Source organism: Shewanella algicola (genome assembly GCF_014648035.1).
Taxonomy (GTDB): Bacteria; Pseudomonadota; Gammaproteobacteria; order Enterobacterales; family Shewanellaceae; genus Shewanella; species Shewanella algicola.
Genome location: NZ_BMQI01000076.1, coordinates 1 through 15,561, shown reverse-complemented (window position 1 = coordinate 15,561; position 15,561 = coordinate 1). Strand labels below are relative to the sequence as shown.

Sequence of the window (15,561 nt, the reverse complement as noted above, 5' to 3'; positions counted from 1 at the left end):
GATAGCTGCAGTAAGAGTTGTTTTACCATGGTCAACGTGACCGATGGTGCCTACGTTTACGTGAGGCTTATTACGTTCAAATTTAGCTTTTGCCACGATAAATTCCTTTCTTTTCAGAAGTGCTCGTTTAATTCGAGCAATATAACATTGATGCCGTAACCGATATTAGTTACGAGATTCTATAATCGCTTTTGCAATGTTTTGCGGTGCATCTGCGTACTTGTAAAACTCCATAGAGTAAGAAGCACGACCCTGAGATGCAGAGCGCAAATCAGTCGCATAACCAAACATTTCAGATAGAGGTACTACCGCATGGACAAGTTTAACACCTGCGATGCCATCGTCCATACCTTCGATTATGCCACGACGGCGGTTTAAATCACCGACAACGTCGCCCATATAATCTTCAGGTGTAGTCACTTCTACTTTCATACAAGGTTCGAGCAACGAAGGGTTGGCGTCTAACGCACCCTGTTTGAAGCCCATTGAACCTGCAATTTTGAACGCCATTTCGTTCGAGTCCACATCATGATATGAACCGTCAAACAATGTGACCTTCACATCAAGAACAGGATAACCAGCTAATACGCCGTTTTTCATCTGCTCTTGAATACCTTTATCAACGGCTGGGATGTATTCGCGAGGAATAACACCACCTACGACCTCATTGACAAATTCGTAGCCCGCACCTTCTTCAAGTGGTTCGAGTCTTAGCCAAACATGGCCAAACTGACCACGTCCACCAGATTGACGTACGAACTTACCTTCCACTTCGACTTTAGAACGAATTGTTTCACGATAGGCAACCTGTGGTTTACCTACGTTACACTCTACACTGAATTCGCGACGCATACGATCAACGATAATATCCAAGTGTAGCTCACCCATTCCTGATATCAGTGTTTGAGCTGACTCTTCGTTAGTCTCGACACGGAAAGATGGATCTTCTGCTGCTAATTTTTGCAGCGCGATACCCATTTTGTCCTGATCGGCTTTCGAACGAGGCTCAACGGCAATGGTAATCACGGGTTCTGGGAACTCCATGCGCTCAAGAATCACTTTGTGATTGTTATCGCAAAGAGTATCACCGGTTGTAACATCTTTTAGACCTATAGCCGCAGCAATATCACCTGCACGAACTTCTTTTAGCTCGGTACGATCGTTTGCGTGCATTTGCACCATACGACCTATACGTTCACGTTTCTGCTTAACAGAATTGTAAACACCCGCGCCTGTCTCAAGTACGCCGGAATAAACTCGGATAAAGGTAAGTGTTCCAACAAATGGATCAGTCGCAATTTTAAATGCTAATGCTGCAAATGGCGCATTATCATCTGATGGGCGTTCAACTTCTTTTTCGTCTTCGTCAATACCTGTAATTGCCGGTACTTCACTAGGCGCTGGAAGGTAGTCGATAACCGCATCAAGAACCGCTTGCACACCTTTGTTCTTAAATGCAGAACCACAGGTAGCAAGAACGATCTCATTATTAATTGTGCGCTGACGCAGTGCTGTTTTAATCTCTTGTTCTGATAACTCGCCTTCTTCAAGGTATTTGTTCATCAGTTCATCTGAGGCTTCAGCTGCTGCTTCCACGAGATACTCATGCATATCGGCAGCTTTTGCTGCGAGATCTGCAGGAATGTCTTCATAAGTGAATGTCATTCCCTGATCTGTTTCAGACCAGTTAATGGCTTTCATCTTAATTAAATCAATAACACCCTTGAAGTTCTCTTCTGCACCAATGTTTAATTGGATCGGCACACAAGTTGCGCCAAGGCGGTTACGAATTTGATTTATTACTCGGTCAAAATCTGCCCCTGCGCGGTCCATCTTGTTAACGAATACCATACGTGGAACGTGGTACTTGTCAGCTTGACGCCATACAGTTTCAGATTGCGGTTCTACGCCTGACGATCCACAGAATACAACTACGGCTCCATCAAGTACGCGTAATGAACGCTCGACTTCGATGGTGAAGTCTACGTGACCTGGGGTATCGATGATATTAATTCGGTGTTCAGCGAATTGAGCTTCCATACCACGCCAAAAGGTTGTTACAGCAGCAGAAGTGATAGTAATACCACGCTCTTGCTCTTGTACCATCCAATCCGTCGTGGCGGCGCCGTCATGCACCTCACCAATTTTATGAGACATACCGGTATAGAACAGAACACGTTCTGTTGTGGTAGTTTTACCTGCATCCACATGAGCAACAATACCGATGTTACGATAACGCTCAATTGGGGTTGTACGAGCCACTATTTATACCCTCTCAACTAAAACTTTTGGTTTTAGCAATATCAACAATATGGAGCGGGCAAAAGCCCGCTCCATCATATTACCAACGGTAATGAGCAAAGGCTTTGTTAGCTTCAGCCATGCGATGCACGTCTTCACGCTTCTTAACAGCAGTACCTTTGTTTTCAGATGCGTCTAGCATTTCACCTGCTAGACGTAGAGCCATAGATTTTTCACCACGCTTGCGAGCAGCTTCAACTAACCAGCGCATCGCTAGTGCGTTACGACGCACTGGACGAACTTCACATGGTACTTGATACGTTGAACCACCAACACGACGAGATTTAACCTCGACTGAAGGGCGAACGTTATCAAGAGCTGCTTCAAGGATAGTTAAATGGTTTTCGCTTTTCTTTTCAGCGACAACATCTAACGCCTTGTAGATAATTTTTTCTGCAGTCGACTTTTTGCCGTCTTGCATAATGACGTTGATGAACTTAGCCAACAACTCACTGTGAAACTTTGGATCTGGTAGGATTTTACGTTGTCCTACAACGCGACGTCTTGGCATATCAATTCTCCGTATGCTTCAGGTATTTCCAAAACTGGAATGTCAAATAAATACTAGCTTGGCCTTACTTAAACGGGATACGTTAAGACTTAGGACGCTTAGCACCGTACTTAGAACGGCCTTGGCGACGTGAAGTCACGCCAGCACAGTCTAATGCGCCACGAACAGTGTGGTAACGCACACCAGGTAAGTCTTTAACACGACCACCACGGATTAGGATTACACTATGCTCTTGCAAGTTATGGGTTCAACGCAGGCACATTAGTCTTTTCGACTTTTGGCGCGCGTGGCTTACGTACCAACTGGTTTACAGTTGCCATGTATAGCTCCGACAGTTGATTTAAACTCAACAATTAGGTGTGAAAAATCTATATCCCACAATGATGGGACGCGGAATTTTAGAAAGGTAATGGCTGCCTGTCAAGAAATAGCCAACTTTTCGTGCAAATTCCAATAAAAAAGGCGCCATTGGCGCCTTTTTTTAACAAATCTATAACTTAATCTTGGCTGCCTGCCAAGTTTAGTAGATCTGCTAGGTTCTGTTCAGCTTCGCTTGCAGTGACAGTTGTCGCTTCCACTTTGCCTTTCGAATTTGCTGCTTTAGCGCGTTCTTCATTGCGAGTTTTGTGATAAGCATAACCTGTACCAGCAGGGATCAAACGACCAACGATTACGTTTTCTTTCAGACCACGTAATGGATCGCTCTTACCACCAACGGCAGCTTCAGTTAACACACGTGTGGTTTCCTGGAACGATGCAGCTGAAATGAATGATTCAGTAGCCAAAGATGCTTTGGTAATACCCAATAATTCACGTTCGAATGTTGCTGGTTCTTTCCCTTGAGCAATCAGCTCACGGTTAGCAATCTTCACACGCGCAACTTCAACTTGCTCGCCTTCTAAGAACTCACTGTCGCCTGCAGTGTTAATTAAGCACTTACGTAGCATTTGACGAATGATAACTTCGATGTGCTTGTCGTTGATTTTTACACCCTGTAGACGGTAAACGTCCTGTACTTCGTTCACAATGTAGTTAGCTACATTGTGAATACCACGAAGACGTAAGATGTCATGCGCCGCTTCTGGACCGTCTGCAATAACTTCACCACGTTCGACTTTTTCACCTTCGAACACGTTCAAGTTACGCCACTTAGGGATCATCTCTTCATAGTGATCGCCGCCATCAGCAGGCGTAATCACTAGACGACGTTTACCTTTAGTCTCTTTACCGAACGAGATAGTACCAGAGATTTCAGCAAGAATTGCTGGCTCTTTTGGTTTACGCGCTTCGAATAAGTCAGCAACACGTGGAAGACCACCGGTGATGTCGCGAGTTTTAGACGATTCTTGTGGAATACGTGCTAAAGCGTCACCAACGTTGATTTTAGAGTTATCGTCTTTCGATACAATCGCGTTACCCGGTAAGAAGTATTGCGCTGGTACTTCAGTACCAGGGATCATTAAGTCATTACCGTCAGCATCAACTAGACGAATGGCTGGACGTAATTCTTTACCTGCAGAAGTACGCGCACCAATTTCAAGTACAACTACTGAAGACAAACCAGTTAACTCGTCAGTTTGACGTGTCATGGTTACGCCATCGATCATGTCAACAAACTTAACACTACCCGCTACTTCAGAAATGATTGGGTGAGTATGTGGATCCCAGTTAGCGATAATTTCGCCTGGATTCACTTCACTGTCTTCCAATTTCTCTAAAACGGTACCGTAAGGCACTTTATAACGCTCTTTCTCACGACCTAGCTCATCGATGATAGCTAACTCAGAAGAACGAGACACGATAACGAGCTTACCGTCGATGTTAGAAACATGCTTAGCATTGTGTAACTTCAGAGAACCTGCGTTCTTAACTTGAACGTTGTTTTCTGCAGAAGCTCGTGATGCCGCACCACCAATGTGGAACGTACGCATGGTCAACTGTGTACCAGGTTCACCAATTGATTGCGCTGCAACAACACCAATGGCTTCACCGTGGTTAATAATATGACCACGAGCCAAGTCACGGCCGTAACATGCTGCACACACACCAAAGTCTGTTTCACAGGTAATTACAGAACGCACAATGACTTCATCGATACTGTTCTCTTCTAACGTGTCACACCATGCTTCATCAAGAAGCGTGTTGCGTGGAGCAAGTACTTCTTCAGTACCTGGCTTCAATACGTCAACAGCAACAACACGACCTAGAACACGTTCACGTAATGGCTCAACAACATCACCGCCTTCAATAAGCGGTTTCATTGTTAGACCATGTTCAACGCCACAGTCGTCTTCAATTACAACTAAGTCTTGTGCTACGTCTACTAGACGGCGAGTTAGGTAACCCGAGTTAGCTGTTTTCAATGCGGTATCGGCAAGACCTTTACGCGCACCGTGAGTAGAAATAAAGTACTGTAGTACGTTTAGACCTTCACGGAAGTTAGCCACAATTGGGGTTTCGATGATTGAGCCATCAGGCTTAGCCATCAGACCACGCATACCCGCCAACTGACGGATCTGAGCCGCACTACCACGAGCACCTGAGTCAGCCATCATATAGATGCTGTTAAACGATGCTTGTTTCTCTTCAACACCGTCACGGTTAACTACTGTCTCAGTTGACAGGTTTTCCATCATCGCTTTCGACACTTTTTCGTTAGCAGATGCCCAGATATCGATAACTTTGTTGTAACGCTCACCCGCTGTTACTAGACCTGACTGGAACTGCTCTTGAATTTCAAGTACTTCAGCTTCAGCATCGGAAACTAGCGTGTATTTCTCAGCTGGAATAACCATATCGTCGATACCTACAGAGGCACCAGAGATGGTTGCAAAACGGAAACCGGTATACATCAATTGGTCAGCAAAGATAACGGTATCTTTAAGACCTAGTTGACGGTAACACGTGTTCAATAGCTTAGAGATCTGCTTCTTACCCATGTTTTGGTTAACCAAATCATATGATAAGCCTTCTGGCAGGATCAATGATAAAAGCGCACGGCCAACTGTAGTATCAATGATACGAGTGGCTTTAGTTCTTTCACCGTCTGCGGCTATTGATGTTTCAGTGATACGTACTTTAACGCGAGCGTGTAATTCTGCTGAACCTGTAGCATATGCTTTTTCTACTTCAGCAACTGAAGAGAAAGCCATGCCTTCACCGCGACCGTTAATACATTCACGGCTGGTGTAGTACAAGCCTAATACAACGTCTTGAGACGGTGTAATTACAGGCTCACCGTTAGCAGGTGACAAAATGTTGTTGGTTGACATCATTAGCGCACGAGCTTCTAACTGAGCTTCAAGCGTTAATGGAACGTGAACCGCCATTTGGTCACCGTCGAAGTCGGCGTTGTATGCCGCACAAACTAACGGATGCAATTGAATTGCTTTACCTTCAATCAGAACAGGTTCGAATGCTTGAATACCGAGTCTGTGAAGTGTTGGTGCACGGTTAAGCATCACAGGATGTTCACGAATCACTTCGTCTAATACATCCCATACTTCAGCCTGTTCGCGTTCAACCATTTTCTTAGCAGCTTTAATGGTAGTGGCTAGACCACGACCTTCTAACTTGCCATAAATAAATGGTTTGAATAGCTCAAGTGCCATCTTCTTAGGAAGACCACACTGATGTAGACGTAAAGTAGGACCTACGGTAATTACCGAACGGCCTGAATAGTCAACACGCTTACCAAGTAAGTTCTGACGGAAACGACCTTGCTTACCCTTGATCATATCAGCAAGAGATTTAAGCGGACGCTTGTTAGAACCCGTAATAGCACGACCGCGACGACCGTTATCTAATAGCGCATCAACTGACTCTTGTAACATACGCTTTTCGTTACGTACGATAATGTCAGGCGCAGCTAAATCTAATAGACGCTTCAAACGGTTGTTACGGTTAATCACACGACGGTAAAGATCGTTAAGATCTGAAGTCGCGAAACGACCACCGTCTAACGGCACTAATGGACGTAGATCTGGTGGAAGAACCGGTAATACTTTTAAGATCATCCACTCTGGCTTGTTGCCAGAAGTGAAAAATGCTTCCATCAGTTTAAGGCGCTTAGTGACCTTTTTACGACGGGTTTCAGAATTGATTGAAGGCAATTCTTCACGCATTTGTTCGATCTGTTCTTCTAAGTTGATAGCACGTAGCAATTCTAAAACTGCTTCAGCACCCATCTTAGCTTCAAACTCGTCACCGTATTCTTCTAACGCATCAAGATACGTTTCTTCTGTAAGCATTTGGCCGCGCTCAAGCGTGGTCATGCCAGGCTCGATAACAACAAATGATTCGAAGTACAGTACGCGTTCAATATCACGTAACGTCATATCAAGCATTAAGCCGATACGTGACGGAAGTGATTTTAAGAACCAAATGTGGGCAACTGGGCTAGCCAATTCAATGTGACCCATGCGCTCACGACGCACTTTAGTCTGGGTAACTTCTACGCCACACTTTTCACAAATCACACCACGGTGCTTTAAGCGTTTGTATTTACCACACAAACATTCGTAATCTTTAACCGGACCAAAGATACGCGCACAGAACAAACCTTCACGTTCAGGCTTGAATGTACGGTAGTTAATGGTTTCTGGCTTCTTTACTTCACCAAAAGACCAAGAACGGATGAGATCTGGCGAAGCCAAACCAATTTTGATTCCGTTAAATTCTTCAGTCTTACTTTGCTGCTTAAGAAACTTTAATAAGTCTTTCACGTTTCTCTCCTGAAGGAGTTAAACCAGGTGCTTTGCTGATGCAAAGCACCCTTGGTTACCAAACATTGCTTAAGTGCGATGCTTACTCTTGGTCCAACTCGATATTAATACCAAGTGAACGGATTTCCTTCAACAATACGTTGAAAGACTCAGGCATGCCTGGTTGCATCTGATGGTTACCGTCGACGATGTTTTTATACATCTGAGTACGACCGTTAACGTCATCTGATTTAACTGTTAGCATTTCTTGTAGAGTATAAGCTGCACCGTATGCTTCAAGTGCCCACACTTCCATCTCACCGAAACGCTGACCACCGAATTGAGCTTTACCGCCCAATGGTTGCTGTGTTACTAAGCTGTACGAACCGGTTGAACGGGCGTGCATCTTGTCATCAACTAAGTGGTTCAGTTTGAGCATGTACATGTAACCAACGGTTACTTTACGCTCAAATTCGTTACCGGTACGGCCGTCACATAATGTTAACTGGCCTGATTCAGGTAAGCCCGCAAGAGCAAGCATTTGCTTGATCTCTTTCTCTTTAGCACCGTCGAATGCTGGTGTAGCAATCGGCACACCACCTTTAAGGTGAGTTGCCAAGCGCACGACTTCATCATCGGTAAACGATTCAATGTCAACACGCTGTAGCACGTCGTCACCTAGGTCGTATACTTGCTTGATGTAGTTACGAAGTTCGGCAATTTCACGCTGCTCTTCAAGCATAGCAGTAATCTTGTTACCGATGCCTTTCGCTGCAGCACCCATATGAACTTCAAGTACCTGACCGATGTTCATACGCGATGGTACGCCCAATGGGTTAAGTACGATGTCTACAGGATTACCTTCTTCATCGTATGGCATGTCTTCGATTGGACAGATCTTCGAGATAACACCTTTGTTACCATGACGGCCCGCCATCTTGTCACCTGGTTGGATAGTACGTTTAACGGCTAAGTAAACCTTAACAATTTTCAGTACACCTGGTGCCAAGTCATCACCTTGGGTGATCTTACGACGCTTGATTTCAAACTTCTTATCAAAGTCAGCTTTTAGCTCTTCGTGCTGTTCAGCTAACTGCTCTAATTCAGTTTGTTTAGCTTCATCGTCAATAACTTGAATTAATACATCTTTACGTGGGATCTCAGCTAATTTAGCTTCAGAATAACCAACAGACAATAACAAGTTACGTGCACGGCTCAATACGCCTTCTTCAAGGATCTTGAACTCTTCACCTAAGTCTTTACGAGCTTGGCGTACGTGCATTTCTTCGATTTCAAGCGCGCGCTTGTCTTTCTCAACGCCATCACGGGTAAATACCTGGACGTCGATGATGGTGCCTTTCACTGAGTTAGGTACACGTAATGAGCTGTCCTTAACGTCAGAGGCTTTTTCACCAAAAATAGCACGGAGTAGTTTCTCTTCTGGGGTTAACTGTGTTTCACCTTTAGGTGTCACTTTACCCACTAGAATGTCGCCACCCTTCACTTCAGCACCAATGTATACGATACCTGATTCATCTAATTTAGATAAAGCAGACTCACCTACGTTTGGAATATCAGCAGTGATTTCTTCGCTACCCAATTTAGTATCACGAGCAATACAAGAAAGCTCTTGGATATGGATAGTAGTGAAACGATCTTCTTGCGCAACGCGCTCAGAAATTAAGATCGAATCTTCGAAGTTATAACCGTTCCAAGGCATGAACGCGATACGCATGTTTTGACCAAGGGCCAAGTCACCTAAATCGGTAGATGGACCATCGGCTAATACGTCACCACGAACTACTGGCTCACCAACGAAACAACAAGGACGTTGGTTAATACAGGTGTTTTGGTTTGAACGGGTATATTTAGTTAAGTTATAAATGTCGATACCCGCTTCGCCTGGGCGTAGCTCATCTTCATTTACTTTAACAACGATACGGCTAGCGTCTACGTAGTCAACAACACCACCACGTTTAGCAGCAACAACCACACCAGAGTCAACTGCAAGTGTACGTTCAATACCAGTACCCACTAACGGCTTATCAGCACGTAAAGTAGGAACGGCTTGACGTTGCATGTTAGCACCCATCAATGCGCGGTTAGCATCATCGTGTTCTAAGAACGGAATAAGTGATGCCGCAACAGAAATAATCTGTTGTGGTGATACGTCCATATACTGAACGTCTGCAGCACGCATAAAGGTAGATTCACCTTTATGACGACACGCAATCTGCTCTTCAACCATACGGCCATCAGCGTCAACTTCAATGTTTGCCTGAGCAATAACATAACGGCCTTCTTCGATTGCTGATAAGTATTCAACTTCATCAGTAATCACACCATCAACCACTTTGCGGTAAGGTGTTTCTAAGAAACCATAAGAGTTAGTGCGTGCAAAACTTGCTAGCGAGTTGATTAGACCAATGTTTGGACCTTCAGGGGTCTCAATTGGACATAAACGACCGTAGTGAGTTGGATGTACGTCACGTACTTCGAAGCCAGCACGTTCACGAGTCAAACCACCAGGGCCAAGCGCAGAAATACGACGCTTATGCGTCACTTCTGATAACGGGTTGTTTTGATCCATAAACTGTGACAACTGTGAAGAACCGAAGAATTCTTTCACTGCCGCAGAAATTGGCTTAGCGTTAATTAAGTCTTGTGGCATAAGCTCGTTTAAATCGCCTAAAGACAGACGTTCACGAACAGCACGCTCAACACGGACTAAACCAACACGGAATTGGTTTTCAGCCATCTCACCTACGCTACGAATACGACGGTTGCCTAGGTGGTCAATATCGTCGACTTCATCATAGCCGTTACGGATTTCGATGATTTTCTTCATTACCGATACGATGTCTTCTTTAGACAACACACCGTTACCTTCGTCTTCAGCAATCTCAAGACGACGGTTGAACTTCATACGACCTACTTTAGATAAGTCATAACGTTCTTCACTGAAGAATAGGTTTTGGAATAAACCTTCTGCTGCATCTTTGGTTGGTGGCTCGCCAGGACGCATCATACGGTAGATCTCAACTAATGCTTCTAAGCGGTTAGTTGTAGAGTCAATACGTAATGTGTCGGCAATATAAGCACCATGATCAAGATCATTGATAAACAATGTATCAATGTTCTTAATACCAGCAAGAGATAACTTAGCTAAATCTTCTAAGGTAATCTCGCTGTTAGCTGTAACTAATACTTCACCTGTATCTTCATCGATATAGTCTTGTGCAGCATACTTACCAACGATATATTCAACTGGCACTTCAAGCTCAGTGGTGCTGGTTTTTTCAAGTTGCTTAATATGACGCGCAGTAATACGACGACCAGCTTCAACTAATAAAGTACCTTCAGTATCTTTAACATCATAGCTTGCCGTTTCGCCGCGTAAACGGTCAGGCACAAGTGCCATTACAAGTGAGTCTTTCTTGATCTTAAACTCAATACGCTCAAAGAATAGATCTAAGATATCTTGAGTAGAGTATTCAAGCGCACGTAAGATGATCGTTGCCGGTAATTTGCGACGACGGTCAATACGAACGAATAAAGCATCTTTAGGATCGAATTCAAAGTCAAGCCATGAACCACGGTAAGGAATAATACGTGCGTTATAAAGCACCTTACCTGAAGAGTGGGTTTTACCACGGTCATGATCAAAGAACACACCTGGAGAACGGTGTAACTGAGAAACAATAACACGCTCAGTACCGTTAATAACGAAAGTACCGTTATCAGTCATTAATGGGATATCACCCATGTAGACTTCTTGCTCTTTAATGTCTTTAACAGTGCCAGCAGCAGCTTCACGGTCAAACAACACCATGCGCAATTTAACGCGAAGTGGTGCAGAATAAGTAACACCGCGGATCTGACATTCTTTCACATCAAAAACTGGCTCACCTAGCTTGTAGCTGACATATTGCAGCTCAGAATAGCCAGAAAAGCTCTTGATAGGAAAAACGCTACGGAATGCAGCTTCTAAGCCACGCTCACCCGTAGGGTCTTGATCGGTGAACTTCTTAAAAGAGTCTAACTGGATAGACAATAAATAAGGGATATCCAAAACTTTTGGACGCTTACCAAAGTCTTTGCGAATACGCTTCTTTTCAGAATAGGAGTAAACCATGGGTTTCCTCTGCTTACGAGATGTGACCAAGACTGAAATAATATAATTAAATCAGCACGTTTGCCCATCACCGTTGATGGCAAGAACCTAACCAGTAATCTCTGCTAGGGACTGCTAAAACTGGCGACAAACGGTGAATAAAAATCGCCTGCGCATAGAGCGCAAAAAAGGCCGACGGTTAAAAAACCGCCAGCCTTCACCCAATTGCTTGGGTGAGCAAGTAAGTTATAGCTTACTTGATTTCAACAGCTGCACCAGCTGCTTCTAAATCAGCTTTAAGAGCTTCAGCTTCTTCTTTGCTGATCGCTTCTTTAACAGCGATTGGCGAAGATTCAGCCATAGTCTTAGCTTCTTTCAGGCCTAGACCTGTAGCGCCACGTAGAGCTTTAATAACTGCTACTTTGTTGTCGCCGTGTGAAGTAAGAACTACGTCGAATTCTGTTTGTTCTTCAGCAGCTGCACCAGCATCGCCGCCGCCAGCAACTACTGCAGCAGCAGCAGAAACGCCGAATTTCTCTTCCATAGCTTCGATTAGTTCAACAACTTCCATTACAGACATTGCTGCAAAAGCTTCTAACATTTGGTCTTTAGTGATAGACATAAGAAATATTTCCTATTGTTCTGAATTCAATTTGATTAAGCGGCCAACTTAAAATTAAGCGGCGTCTTGTTTTTGATCGCGAAGAGCGGCCAATGTACGAACGAACTTGCCAGCAGATGCTTCTTTCATAGTCATCATCAACTGAGCTAGTGCTTCTTCGTATGTTGGTAGTTTCGCTAAACGATCAATATCAGCTGCAGGGATAAATTCCCCTTCGAAAGCTGCACCTTTAACTTCAAACTTAGCTTGTTCTTTAGCGAAATCTTTTAAAAGACGCGCTGCAGCACCTGGGTGCTCAGTAGAGAAAGCTAGTAAAGTTGGGCCAGTGAAAGTTTCGGCTAGGCACTCAAAAGCAGTACCTTGAACAGCGCGACGAGCTAGAGTGTTACGTACTACACGTACATAAACACCGTTAGCGCGAGCTGTTTTACGCAAAACAGTCATAGCACCTACAGTTACACCGCGTGAATCAGCGGCAACTGCAGAAAGTGCACCTTTGGCAGCTTCGTTGACTTCAGCAACAATTGCCTTTTTGTCTTCGAGTCTTAATGCCATTGGCTTTACTCCTGGATTCTACCTAGGGAATACCCCTAGAATTTACCAAACTAAGCACAACATGTACTTAGTTACTTACGGTGCAGATATTCCAGTAAAAAAATTTAGCTGGGGCCTGACACCGTCTACGCAGGAAATTAAGTTAACCTTACGATTGACACCTGCGGTCTTGGACGGAAGCTAATTTTTTGGCCAATAGTTCGAAAAATCGACAATTATTGGCTAAAAATAGCTTCAACCCACAAAGTGCGCGCATTATAGACTAACGCGCGCATTTTGTAAAATTACTTAATGTCTTCCAAGCTAGCTTGGTCAACAGAAACACCTGCACCCATAGTGGTAGAGATGCTTACTTTTTTCACGTAAACGCCTTTTGCAACTGCAGGCTTAGCCTTTTTCAGTGCAGACACTAACGCTTCTAAGTTGTCTTTCAACTGTTCAACAGTGAAATCCACTTTACCGATAGTAGTGTGGATAATACCGTTTTTGTCGTTGCGATAACGCACTTGACCAGCTTTAGCATTTTTAACTGCGTCTGCAACGTTAGGTGTTACAGTACCAGTTTTAGGGTTAGGCATTAAACCACGTGGGCCTAAAATCTGACCTAACATACCAACAACGCGCATTGCGTCTGGTGATGCGATAACTACGTCAAAATTCATTTCGCCAGCTTTAACTTGTTCAGCTAAATCTTCCATACCCACTAGTTCTGCGCCAGCAGCTTTAGCAGCTTCAGCGTTTGCACCTTGAGTGAATACAGCAACACGAACGTCACGACCAGTACCGTGTGGTAGTACAGTAGCACCACGCACATTTTGGTCTGATTTACGAGGATCGATACCAAGGTTAACAGCTACGTCAACACTTTCTACGAACTTAGCTGTTGCTAGTTCTTTTAAAAGTGCTACTGCTTCGTTGATGTCATACTGTTTAGTTGCATCAACTTTTTCGCGGATTACGCGAGCGCGCTTAGTTAGCTTTGCCATTATATTAGTCCTCTACTACCAAACCCATTGAACGTGCAGTACCTTCAATTGAGCGAGTCATCGCTTCAATGTCAGCACCAGTCATATCAGCGGCTTTAGTTTCAGCAATTTCCTGAACAGCGCTGCGCTTGATAGTTCCTACTTTTTGAGTATTAGGACGGCCAGAACCTGATTTCAAACCTGCTGCTTTAAGCAGTAGGAAAGATGCAGGTGGGGTCTTAGTTTCAAAAGTGAAAGAACGGTCGTTATATACAGTGATAACAACAGGAATCGGCATACCTTTCTCGAACTTTTCAGTACGAGCGTTGAATGCTTTACAGAATTCCATGATGTTCACACCTTTTTGACCTAAAGCAGGACCAACTGGTGGAGACGGGTTTGCAGCACCGGCTGCTACTTGTAGCTTAATATAAGCTTCAATTTTCTTTGCCATGTCGACATTTCCTCTATTTGGGTTCAAACGCATTTCGGCGACATGCCAATTTGCTCCCCTCAAAACAACGGGTGCGAATTATAGTAAAATACGCACCCGCAAACAATATTTATTTTGTAGTTATTTTAATCAGCTTTTTTCAACCTGATTGAAATCTAACTCTACAGGTGTTGAACGGCCGAAGATCATTACCGAAACCTTAACGCGGTTCTTATCGTAATCAACTTCTTCGATAGTGCCGTTAAAGTCGGCAAATGGACCATCACATACACGAACAACTTCACCAGGTTCATACATAACACGATGAGTTGGAGACTCAACGGTGTCTTGTAGACGCTGAAGAATAGCATTAGCTTCTTTGTCAGAAATCGGCGCAGGACGATCAGATGTGCCACCAATAAAGCCCATTACACGTGGAATGCTCTTTACTAAGTGCCAGCTTTCATCATTCATTTCCATCTGTACTAATACATAACCAGGGAAAAATTTACGTTCGCTTTTACGACGCTGACCCGCACGCATTTCTACAACTTCTTCAGTAGGAACTAAAATCTCACCGAAGTATTGTTCCATGTTATGCATTTTGATATGTTCAAGCAGTGTTTTAAGAACACGACCTTCATAACCCGAAAAGGCTTGAATTACATACCATCTTTTTTTCGCTTCTGTAGCTTCAGTCATTTTTAGATGCCTATACGCCAGTAATTAAATTGACTACTCGTAACAATACAGCATCTAATCCCCAAAGGATCAGTGCCACTACAGCTGTTGCTGCAAGTACAATAAATGTAGTATTTAGCGCCTCTTGGCGAGTTGGCCATACCACTTTACGCACTTCAATGTGTGCTTCACGAGCAAATGATAATGCTTGCTTACCCTTGATAGTTTGCAATGCGATAACACCCGCAATAGCAAAGGCAATAATTACCCCAGCAACACGAGCCACAACACTAGCATCTGCGTAAAATTGATTGCCTATAACAGCGGCAGCGATGAGCAATGCTGCTACGCTCCACTTAACGATATCCAAAGAATTACTCTGGTTTTCAGTATTTGTTGTCATCGGTTAATTCCGTTACTCACTACGACCTGAGCTTAGCTTGGTAAACAGCATATTTACCAAATCCGCATTTCCGAGCTTTCCCAGAAAATGCATAAGCACAGGGTCAAAAATCGGCCATAGATTGTATTCTTATTCAGCTTTGTTCGCAACAATACAGGTAAAGTTAGCGTGACAAATTAGATAAAAAAACCAATTAATTTGTTTTTTTTATCTAAAAACAAAAAAGGAAGCCGAAGCTTCCTTTTTTAGTGTTCACTAAAGTCGCTATTACGC

11 protein-coding genes and 1 pseudogene are annotated in these 15,561 nt (G+C 43.8%); all 12 read right to left on the bottom strand.

The genetic code is table 11. The features are described from left to right. Positions 1-96 (bottom strand): GTP-binding protein (locus IEY42_RS20620; protein WP_079393000.1); only part of this gene is annotated, 96 nt, incomplete at its 3' end. 69 nt (positions 97-165) lie between these two features. Then, positions 166-2,262: an elongation factor G gene (gene fusA, locus IEY42_RS20615; protein WP_188927088.1), complete on the bottom strand. Its 2,097-nt coding sequence runs from the start codon at positions 2,260-2,262 to the stop codon at positions 166-168. A 79-nt stretch (positions 2,263-2,341) separates the two neighbouring features. Further along, the gene (gene rpsG / locus IEY42_RS20610; RefSeq protein ID WP_160056453.1) at positions 2,342-2,812 is read right to left on the bottom strand and encodes a 30S ribosomal protein S7; all 471 of its coding nucleotides are present in this window, start codon (positions 2,810-2,812) and stop codon (positions 2,342-2,344) included. An 82-nt stretch (positions 2,813-2,894) separates the two neighbouring features. Further along, a pseudogene (locus tag IEY42_RS20605) lies at positions 2,895-3,132 on the bottom strand (hypothetical protein). Between the two features lie 177 nt (positions 3,133-3,309). Then, positions 3,310-7,536 (bottom strand): DNA-directed RNA polymerase subunit beta', encoded by a 4,227-nt coding sequence (rpoC, locus tag IEY42_RS20600; RefSeq protein ID WP_188927087.1) that lies wholly within the window; start codon positions 7,534-7,536, stop codon positions 3,310-3,312. A gap of 82 nt (positions 7,537-7,618) precedes the next feature. After that, positions 7,619-11,650, bottom strand: coding sequence for a DNA-directed RNA polymerase subunit beta (rpoB, locus tag IEY42_RS20595; RefSeq protein ID WP_188927086.1), 4,032 nt, complete (start codon positions 11,648-11,650; stop codon positions 7,619-7,621). Positions 11,651-11,882: 232 nt separating this feature from the next. After that, positions 11,883-12,251: a 50S ribosomal protein L7/L12 gene (gene rplL / locus IEY42_RS20590; protein ID WP_188923171.1), complete on the bottom strand. Its 369-nt coding sequence runs from the start codon at positions 12,249-12,251 to the stop codon at positions 11,883-11,885. 54 nt (positions 12,252-12,305) lie between these two features. Beyond that, on the bottom strand, positions 12,306-12,806 hold the full coding sequence (rplJ, locus tag IEY42_RS20585; protein ID WP_188923170.1) for a 50S ribosomal protein L10: 501 nt from the start codon (positions 12,804-12,806) through the stop codon (positions 12,306-12,308). A gap of 284 nt (positions 12,807-13,090) precedes the next feature. Further along, positions 13,091-13,792, bottom strand: coding sequence for a 50S ribosomal protein L1 (rplA, locus tag IEY42_RS20580; RefSeq protein ID WP_188923169.1), 702 nt, complete (start codon positions 13,790-13,792; stop codon positions 13,091-13,093). 4 nt (positions 13,793-13,796) lie between these two features. Continuing rightward, complete coding sequence (gene rplK, locus IEY42_RS20575; protein WP_160056465.1) at positions 13,797-14,225, bottom strand: 50S ribosomal protein L11; 429 nt, start codon at positions 14,223-14,225, stop codon at positions 13,797-13,799. A gap of 129 nt (positions 14,226-14,354) precedes the next feature. Then, positions 14,355-14,906 (bottom strand): transcription termination/antitermination protein NusG, encoded by a 552-nt coding sequence (gene nusG, locus IEY42_RS20570; protein ID WP_188927085.1) that lies wholly within the window; start codon positions 14,904-14,906, stop codon positions 14,355-14,357. Between the two features lie 10 nt (positions 14,907-14,916). After that, entirely contained in the window at positions 14,917-15,288 is a 372-nt protein-coding gene (secE, locus tag IEY42_RS20565) for a preprotein translocase subunit SecE (protein ID WP_188927084.1), read from the bottom strand. Positions 15,289-15,561: the final 273 nt, after the last annotated feature.

Bases quoted from the DNA above. Each gene is read 5' to 3' on its own strand.
- secE (WP_188927084.1), bottom strand. From the start codon at position 15,288: ATGACAACAAATACTGAAAACCAGAGTAATTCTTTGGATATCGTTAAG.
- rplJ (WP_188923170.1), bottom strand. From the start codon at position 12,806: ATGGCATTAAGACTCGAAGACAAAAAGGCAATTGTTGCTGAAGTCAAC.
- rplL (WP_188923171.1), bottom strand. From the start codon at position 12,251: ATGTCTATCACTAAAGACCAAATGTTAGAAGCTTTTGCAGCAATGTCT.
- rpsG (WP_160056453.1), bottom strand. From the start codon at position 2,812: ATGCCAAGACGTCGCGTTGTAGGACAACGTAAAATCCTACCAGATCCA.
- rplA (WP_188923169.1), bottom strand. From the start codon at position 13,792: ATGGCAAAGCTAACTAAGCGCGCTCGCGTAATCCGCGAAAAAGTTGAT.
- rplK (WP_160056465.1), bottom strand. From the start codon at position 14,225: ATGGCAAAGAAAATTGAAGCTTATATTAAGCTACAAGTAGCAGCCGGT.
- rpoB (WP_188927086.1), bottom strand. From the start codon at position 11,650: ATGGTTTACTCCTATTCTGAAAAGAAGCGTATTCGCAAAGACTTTGGT.
- nusG (WP_188927085.1), bottom strand. From the start codon at position 14,906: ATGACTGAAGCTACAGAAGCGAAAAAAAGATGGTATGTAATTCAAGCC.